A 7,588-nucleotide genomic window follows, 5' to 3' on the forward strand; every position below is an offset into this window, starting at 1 on the left:
TGGGAGAAGGGTGTGTGGTCCTTCCTGGTCATGACTATTTGCCCTTTTCTGGGTGTTCCCCCCCTTCCCCTGGCGCTCTCCCCCCTCCCCCCCACGACCGCAAGGGCCTGGGCCTCGGGCTGGCGATCGTCAAGCGCCTTGCCCTGCTGATGGACGCCCCCCTGCATCTGCAGTCGCGGCCCGGCCGGGGCACGGTCTTCACGCTGGAGCTGCCACTGGGCAAGCCGCAGCAGCGCATGCCCGAGTCCTTGCCGGCGCGGGCTCCGCTGGGCCTGACGCTCGAGCGCAAGCTCATCGCGGTGGTCGAGGACGAGCCGGCGGTGCGCGACGGCTTGGAGGTGCTGCTCAAGGGCTGGGGGGCGACGGTGGCGGTGTTCGACACGGTCAGCGCCTGCCGGCAGTGGGCCGAGCATGCGAGCTCGCAGGGCCAAAAGCCCGATCTGGCCATCGTGGACTACCGCATCGACCACCAGCACACTGGCATCGACGCCATCCATGCCCTGCGCGAGCACTTTGGGGCCGAACTGCCCGCCATCGTCGTGACGGGCAGCACCACCGCCGGGCTCGAGGAAGAGGCCCATCGGCATGACTTCCATCTCTTGATCAAGCCCGTGGTGCCGAACAAGCTGCGCGCGATGATCGCCTTCAAACTCGGTGTGCGTACCCGCTGAGGGCCCCCGGCCATGGCTTCCTCGGTGACCCTGGAGTTCCAGCTCGACGAGGACGGGGATCCGCCGCCCGCTTCGCGGGCCCCCCGCCCGGCGGGGCGTCGGCGGCCGCTCATCGAAAGGGTGGAGGGGCGCCTGACGGCGCGCGAGCTGCTTGAGCGCTTCCGCGCCGTGCGTGACCAGTGGTATTCGCCGCAGCTCGCCCCCTTCGTCGAGGGGATCGAGCGCCAGTTGGAAGAAGAGCTGCGTTTGAGCCAGGCCTGCGAGGGCCTGCCCGGCTGTGACCATCCCGACCTGTGCCGGCCAGCGGCCTCGCTCCCGCCCCGGGCCGACCCGACCGCCCGCCGCTTGCACCTGTGGCACCCGGAGATCTGGTGGATGTCACCGCTGGTGCGCCGCCGGGACACGCCGCTGAACATGCGAGTGCCGCTGGCCGACAACGCCCAAGCCCTCGTTCAGGAGCTGGCCGAGCACCTTCCTGCGGCCTGGCGCCGCGAGCGCGTGGTCGTGCAGCTCGAGGTGGAGACACACATCTACTGGGGCGGCTGCGGCCTGCGCGACCCCGATGGCGACGGGCCACAGGTCTGGTCCCCCTGCAGCTTCCGTGGCGACGGGGTCGCGGCGTCCGAGGATCTCCTGCAGTTCAGGCGCGGCAAGGTGACTTGGCTCGTGCCCACCGAGGGGGCGGCCGCTCCACGGATCCGCCGCACCCTGCGGCCGGGTGTGGGCCTGCTCGTGGCGGTGCCGATCATCAGCTTCGAGCGGCAGGAGGGGCCGGCTGGCTGGCTCAGGCGCCAGGCGCAGCGCATGCTGCGCTGGCTGGGCTGGAAGCAGCCCCTGGTCGATCGCGATCCCACCTTCGAGCGGCGCCTGCGTGCCGACGAGGCCTACTGGGCCCAGGCCTTGGGGATGCCGGCCCCCACCGATGCCGATCTGGCGCAGGCCGTGAAGACGGGGGCCCGGCTGGCACCGGCCTCCCGGCCCGCCGCGGCCCATCGGCCGCCGACCGATGGGGGCGAGTGCCTGTCGCACGTGGTGCTGCTGCACGGCGGGTTGACTTCCGCGCGCGCCAGTTGGTCGGCCTGGCTGGCCGACGCCCCCGCGGCAGCGGCACGCCCCGGCCCCTGGCAGGGCTTGCCGCTGCTCGATGGGCAAAGTGTCTGGCGTTTCGAGCACGACACCTTCTTGCGTGTGGACCGTAACATCAACCAGCTCATCGATCTGCTGGAGCGGCAGGTGATCGGCCGCTGCGAGCGCGGCACGCTGGTCCTGCTGGCGCATTCGCGCGGGGGCAACGTGGCCCGATTCGCCTTGCCGCGCCTGCGCCGGCGCTGGCCGCAGTGGACCTTCCAGGCGCTGACGGCCGGCAGCCCGCACCTGGGCACCCGGGTGTTCCGCCAGATCGGTCGGCGCTGGGCCGGCGTGAGTGTGCTGGTCGGTGTGTTCCGCGATGTGGCCTCGGGCGTGCTCGACAAGCAGCAGATGAGCGATCTGCTCATCCTGGAGCGCGCGCTGGCCTACGACATCCCGCCGGGCTTTCGCGACGTCGAGCCCGAAGGGGTGGAGCGCATGGCCAAGGGGCAGCCCCTGCCTGAAGGGCTGGCGGCCTGGGGGTCGGAATGGGCGCCGCCGCACGGACGCCCGGTCGAGGACCGGGTGTGGCATCGCGTGATCGAGGACTTCGCCGGCCTGGAGGCCGATGGGGACGGCATCGTGCCGTTGCATTCTTCCAAGCCCCAAGGCGTCGCCCAGGCCTTCGACGCCTCACCGGCTTTTCACACCGGCTACTTCGCGCATGCGCCGACGGTCGGGCAGATCCGTGCGATGCTGGAGCGCTTGCTGTCGAATCCGCCGTTGGGCCCGACCTGAGGTCGGGCGAGGCTTCAGATCTCCAGGTTGTCGATCAGGCGGGTCGTGCCCAGCCGCGCAGCGGCCAGCACCACCAGCGGTTCGCCAGCCTGCAGTTGTCCGGTCGTCGGCGGCAGCAGGTCGGCGCGCCGGCGCACGCTCACATAGTCGGGCTGCCAGCCCCGCTCGCGCAGATGGGCCATCGCGGCGGCCTCGATCGCGGCCAGGTCCCGCTCACCGCGGCGCAGCCGCAGTTGCACATCCTTGAGCGTCATCGACAATTGCACGGCCTCGGCCCGCTCGGCTTCGCTCAGGTAGCCGTTGCGCGAGGACAGGGCCAAGCCGTCCTCGGCGCGGGCGGTCTCGCCGGCCACGATCTCGATCGGCAGGGCCAGTTGCTGCACCATGCGACGCACCACCAGGAGCTGCTGGTAGTCCTTTTTGCCGAAGACGGCCACGCGCGGCTGCACGCAGTGGAAGAGCTTGAGCACCACGGTGCACACGCCGGTGAAGAAGCCGGGGCGGAACTCGCCTTCGAGCAGGCCGGCCAGCGCGGCCGGCGGCTGCACGGTGTAGACCTGCGGCTCGGGGTAGAGCTCGGCTTCGCTGGGAGCGAAGACCAGATTGCAGCCCACGCTGCGCAGCAGCTCGCAGTCGCGCTCGAGCGTGCGCGGGTAGGTGTCGAAATCCTCGTGCGGGGCGAACTGCAGGCGGTTGACGAAGATGCTGGCCACCACCGGGCCGCCGTGATCCTTGGCCAGGCGCACGAGTGACAGATGCCCCTCGTGCAGGTTGCCCATCGTGGGCACGAAGGCGGTGCGGGTGCTGCCGGCCAGGGCCTGGCGGAGTTCGGCGATGGTGTGGACGATGCGCATGGGGTGGGCCCGCGGGCGGGGGCTCAGTAGCTGTGGTGTTCGGGGTGGGGGAAGCGGCCGGCCTTGACTTCCGAGACGTACAGGCGCACGGCGGCCTCCACGTCGTGGGCCTCGGCCATGAAGTTGCGCACGAAGCGCGGCAGCCTGCCGCGTGTGATGCCCAGCATGTCGTGCAGCACCAGCACCTGCCCGGCGCAGGCCGTGCCGGCCCCGATGCCGATGGTGAGCAGCTGCGGGTTCTCGGCGCTCACGCGCGCAGCCAGGTCGGCCGGCACGAGTTCGAGCACTAGCATCGCGGCGCCGGCGTCGGCCAGTTCGCGGGCGTGGGCCCGCAGTGTGGCGGCGGCTTCGTCGCTGCGGCCCTGCACACGGTAGCCGCCCAGCGCGAACACGCTCTGGGGCGTGAGGCCGAGGTGGGCGCACACGGGGATGCCGCGCTCGGTGAGGAAGCGCACGGTCGGCGCCGTCCAGCCGCCGCCTTCGAGCTTGACCATCTGGGCACCGGCCTGCATGAGCGCGACGCTGGAGGCCAGGGCCTGCTCGCGGCCGGCCTGGTAGCTGCCGAAGGGCAGGTCGGCGATCAGCCAAGCGCTGCGGTTGCCGCGTGCCACGCAGCGGGTGTGATAGGCCACGTCGTCGAGCGTGACCGGCACGGTGCTGGGCTGGCCCTGCAGCACCATGCCCAGCGAGTCGCCCACCAGCAGGCAGTCCACCCCGGCCGCGTCGAGCACGCGCGCGAAGCTCGCGTCGTAGCAGGTGAGCATGGCGATCTTCTCGCCCGCAGCGTGCATCTCGCGCAGGCGAAACAGGCTCAGCGGCTTGCGCGTGGGGGCGCAAGGCTCGTCGGCAGGGGACGCATGGCTGCTCATCGCGGGCACCGGCTCCGGGAGAAAGTGCGCGGATTCTAGCGAGGCGTGTGCGATCTTCGCTGCGGCGCACCAAACGCCGTTGCTATGGCTTCATGTGGGCTGATAGGCGAGCCGGACGTAGATCGGTGCGAAGGCCTCGGCCTGGGTGATTTCGAGCAGGCGTTCGCGGGCCAGTTCCAGCATTGCGATGAAGGTGACCACCACCACCTGGGGGCCACGCGAGGGGTCGAAGAGTTCGTGGAATTCCATGAAGCGGCGCCCCTGCAGGGTGCGCAGCACGAGGCTCATGTGCTCGCGCACCGAGAGCTGCTCGCGGGTGATCCGGTGGTGTTGCACCAGTTTGGCGCGCTTGAGGATCTCGGCCCAGGCCTCGCGCAGGTCGTTGACGCTGACGTCGGGGAAGCGCGGCTTGAGCGACTGCTCGATGTGGATCTGGGCGCGCAGGAAGTCGCGGCCCAGCACGGGCAACTGGTCGAGCTTGGCGGCGGCGAGCTTGATCTGCTCGTACTCCAGCAGGCGGCGGACCAGTTCGGCACGCGGGTCCTCGGGTTCCTGGCCTTCTTCGGTCTTCTTGGGCGGCAGCAGCATGCGCGACTTGATCTCGATCAGCATGGCCGCCATCAGCAGGTATTCGGAGGCCAGTTCGAGGTTGCGGCTGCGGATCTGGTCGACGTAGCTCAGGTACTGGCGCGTGACGTCGGCCAGCGGGATGTCGAGGATGTTGAAGTTCTGCTTGCGGATGAGGTAGAGCAGCAGGTCCAGCGGGCCTTCGAAGGCTTCGAGGAAGACCTCCAGCGCATCGGGCGGGATGTAGAGGTCTTGGGGCAGTTCGAAGAGCGGGGCGCCATAGAGTTTGGCCACCGCGGCCACGCTGTCGACGACCTCGGGCAGGCCGTCCTCGCCCGGCGCCAGCGCCGGGCCTGTGGGGTCGGCCTCAGGGGCCAGGGCGGCGTCGCTCACGGACGTTCCGGGTCGCTGGGCAGGGCGCGGGGGCTCACTCCCCCAGGCCCTTGGTCTGGTAGACGTAGGGCTGCTGGGGCACGCGGGCGCGCTGGAACTCGCTCTGGGCCTGCCGGTCGATCTCACGATCCCACAGCAGTGCGCGGCCGCGGCGTTGCTCCTCTTCGAGGGTGGGCTTCCTGGCCTTGAGTTCCTCGATGAACTGCGTGACGTCGGACTTGTAGGGCTTCCAGAAGAGCGGCATGGTGGACGGGCGGCGCAGGGCCGCTAAAGTGAAGCTTTCAATTTTACCGGGGCAGCGGCATGGTTGGACGGTGGGCCGGTCGGAGCGAGGAACTGGGCCTGAGGGTGGGCGGCGACGCGCAGCGCATCGCCCGCTGACGGAGGGCCCATGCAGGAGTTCGAGATCAAGTACCAGGTGCCGCCCTCGCGGCGCGCGGCCCTGGAGGCGGCCTTGCAGCGCTGCGGCGGCACGCGGCGCGTGCGCCTGCGGGCAGCCTACTTCGACACCCCGGGACGCGAGCTGGCGCGGGCGGGCCTGGCCCTGCGGTTGCGCAAGGAAGGCCGGCGCTGGGTGCAAACGCTCAAGGCCGCGGGAGAGGATGCGCTGACGCGCTTCGAGCACAGCGTGGTGCTGGAGGCGGCGCAGGCCACGGTCGATCCGACCCGTCATGCCGGCACGCCGCAGGGGGATCGTCTGCTGGCCCTGGTGCGCAGCGCCGGGCCCCTGGCCGAGACCTACCGCACCGAGGTGTGGCGCCGCGTGTGTCGCCTCAAGCATCGCCTGGGCCAGGTGGAGCTGGCGCTCGATGTGGGGGAGATCCGCAGCGGCGAGCGCCGGGCGCCGCTGTGCGAGTTCGAGGTCGAGCGGGTGGACGGTGAGTCCGAGGCGGTGCTGGAGGTGGCCGGGCGCTGGATGGCGCGTTTTGGTTTGTGGCTGGACATCCGCTCCAAGGCCGAGCGGGGGGACCGCCTGGCCCGGGGCCTGGTCAGTGTGCCGGCCACGAAGGCGACAGCCTTGGCCTTGCCGCGCGAGGCAACGCTCGTTCAGGCCTGGCAGGCGGTGCTCGGGGCGGCGCTGGCGCACCTGCTGCCCAACGTCTGCGAGCTGGCGCAGGACGTACCGGAGGCGGCCGGCCACCGGGTCGAGCAGGTGCACCAGGCCCGCGTGGCCCTGCGGCGCCTGCGCACGGCGATGCGCTTCTTCCGGGGCTGGCCGGGGGTGCCTGACAAAGGGGCAGCCCGGGACGCCATCCGCGCCGTGTTCGCCCGGCTGGGGCAGGCCCGCGACCGGGATGTGGTGGCGGCTCTGCTCGCGCCGGTGTTGACCCCGGCGGACCTGTCGCTGCCCGATGCGTGGACCACGGCAGCCACCGGCCCCGATGGCGTGGCCGAAGCGTTGCGGTCCACCGAGGTCCAGCGCCTGTGGTTGCAGTTGCTGCGCTGGCGTCTGGCCGGGCCGCTGCCGGGGGCGGACGAGCCTTTCGAGCCGCTGGCGACGAAACGGCTGCGGTCCTGGCATCGCGCGGTGGTGGCGCAGGCCCCCGACTTCCTGGTGCTGGATGACACCGCGCGGCATGCGCTGCGCAAGCGCATCAAACGCCTGCGCTATGCGGTGGACTTCGCTGGCAGCTTCTACGAACCCGAGGCGGTCAAAGGCTATCTGCGCGCCCTGGCGGCGGCTCAGGAGTGCTTCGGCCAGTTCAACGATCTGGCCATGGCCCAGGCCCGGCTGGACGGGATCGACGCGCCTTGGGCCTGGTACGCGCGCGGCTGGCTGGCGGCGCGGCGTGAGGCCCTGCTGCCGCTCTGCCAGGCCAGCCTCGAGACGCTGGCCGGGGCGCCGCGCTTCTGGAAGGTGCGCCGCAAGAAGGGCCGGGGGTGACGCACAGCCGCCGTCGGCCTGTTAGGCTCGCGGTGTCCGTGCCCGTCCCCACCCCCTCATGCCCGTCGATCCCGAGTCCACTGCCGCGGTGAACGAACCGGCACCGGCCGGCGCCCGCATCCTGCCGGCCGGCACCTGCTGGGCCGAGTACGAGATCGAACGGGTGCTGAGCGACTCCGGCTCGGGCCTGGTCTACCTGGCCACCGACCACGCGCTGGAGGTGCCGGTGGCGATCAAGGAGTATTTCCCGCTGCACCTGGCCTGGCGCGATGCCCTGGGCCAGGTGCATCCGCTGCCAGGGCGCGACACGCAGGCCTGGGAGGCCGGATTGCGCGCCTTCGTCGGCGAGGCGCGCTTGCTGGCACGCTGCGAGCACCCCGCGCTGGTGCGGGTGCTGCGCCTGGCGCAGACCGAGGGCACGGCCCGCTGCGTGATGCCCTATGTGCCGGGCAAGCGCCTGTCCGAGACCCGCGAGTCGCCGCA

Annotated in this window: 7 protein-coding genes and 1 pseudogene; 4 read left to right on the plus strand and 4 right to left on the minus strand. The window is 71.2% G+C overall.

The features are described 5' to 3' along the window. Positions 1–14: 14 nt before the first annotated feature. Positions 15–671, plus strand: coding sequence for a response regulator (locus tag ACK42S_RS13310; protein WP_409708334.1), 657 nt, complete (start codon positions 15–17; stop codon positions 669–671). A gap of 12 nt (positions 672–683) precedes the next feature. Next, positions 684–2,537, plus strand: a complete 1,854-nt coding sequence (locus ACK42S_RS13315) for a hypothetical protein (RefSeq protein WP_409708316.1) — start codon at positions 684–686, stop codon at positions 2,535–2,537. A 14-nt stretch (positions 2,538–2,551) separates the two neighbouring features. Here the strand turns inward: ACK42S_RS13315 and panC are convergent, their stop codons facing one another. The 4 genes from panC to ACK42S_RS13335 all read right to left on the minus strand — a co-directional run bounded on the left by panC (position 2,552) and on the right by ACK42S_RS13335 (position 5,464). Continuing rightward, positions 2,552–3,391, minus strand: coding sequence for a pantoate--beta-alanine ligase (gene panC / locus ACK42S_RS13320; protein ID WP_409708319.1), 840 nt, complete (start codon positions 3,389–3,391; stop codon positions 2,552–2,554). A 23-nt stretch (positions 3,392–3,414) separates the two neighbouring features. Next, positions 3,415–4,260, minus strand: coding sequence for a 3-methyl-2-oxobutanoate hydroxymethyltransferase (gene panB / locus ACK42S_RS13325; protein ID WP_409708322.1), 846 nt, complete (start codon positions 4,258–4,260; stop codon positions 3,415–3,417). Positions 4,261–4,350: 90 nt separating this feature from the next. Further along, positions 4,351–5,220: a segregation and condensation protein A gene (locus ACK42S_RS13330; RefSeq protein ID WP_409708325.1), complete on the minus strand. Its 870-nt coding sequence runs from the start codon at positions 5,218–5,220 to the stop codon at positions 4,351–4,353. Between the two features lie 34 nt (positions 5,221–5,254). Beyond that, entirely contained in the window at positions 5,255–5,464 is a 210-nt protein-coding gene (locus tag ACK42S_RS13335) for a DUF3460 family protein (RefSeq protein ID WP_409708328.1), read from the minus strand. A 147-nt stretch (positions 5,465–5,611) separates the two neighbouring features. On the opposite strand from ACK42S_RS13335, the gene ACK42S_RS13340 reads away from it, so the two are divergent. Together ACK42S_RS13340 and ACK42S_RS13345 are read left to right on the plus strand one after the other, a co-directional pair. After that, positions 5,612–7,105 (plus strand): CHAD domain-containing protein, encoded by a 1,494-nt coding sequence (locus tag ACK42S_RS13340; protein ID WP_409708331.1) that lies wholly within the window; start codon positions 5,612–5,614, stop codon positions 7,103–7,105. A 58-nt stretch (positions 7,106–7,163) separates the two neighbouring features. Then, positions 7,164–7,588 (plus strand): annotated as a pseudogene (locus ACK42S_RS13345) (serine/threonine protein kinase); the annotation flags it as partial.

The sequence above is a fragment of the Caldimonas sp. genome, assembly GCF_046289365.1.
GTDB lineage: Bacteria > Pseudomonadota > Gammaproteobacteria > Burkholderiales > Burkholderiaceae_C > Caldimonas.

Excerpts from the sequence above, each read along its gene's own strand:
- ACK42S_RS13340 (WP_409708331.1), top strand. The coding sequence starts at position 5,612 with ATGCAGGAGTTCGAGATCAAGTACCAGGTGCCGCCCTCGCGGCGCGCG.
- ACK42S_RS13335 (WP_409708328.1), bottom strand. The coding sequence starts at position 5,464 with ATGCCGCTCTTCTGGAAGCCCTACAAGTCCGACGTCACGCAGTTCATC.
- panC (WP_409708319.1), bottom strand. The coding sequence starts at position 3,391 with ATGCGCATCGTCCACACCATCGCCGAACTCCGCCAGGCCCTGGCCGGC.
- panB (WP_409708322.1), bottom strand. The coding sequence starts at position 4,260 with ATGAGCAGCCATGCGTCCCCTGCCGACGAGCCTTGCGCCCCCACGCGC.
- ACK42S_RS13315 (WP_409708316.1), top strand. The coding sequence starts at position 684 with ATGGCTTCCTCGGTGACCCTGGAGTTCCAGCTCGACGAGGACGGGGAT.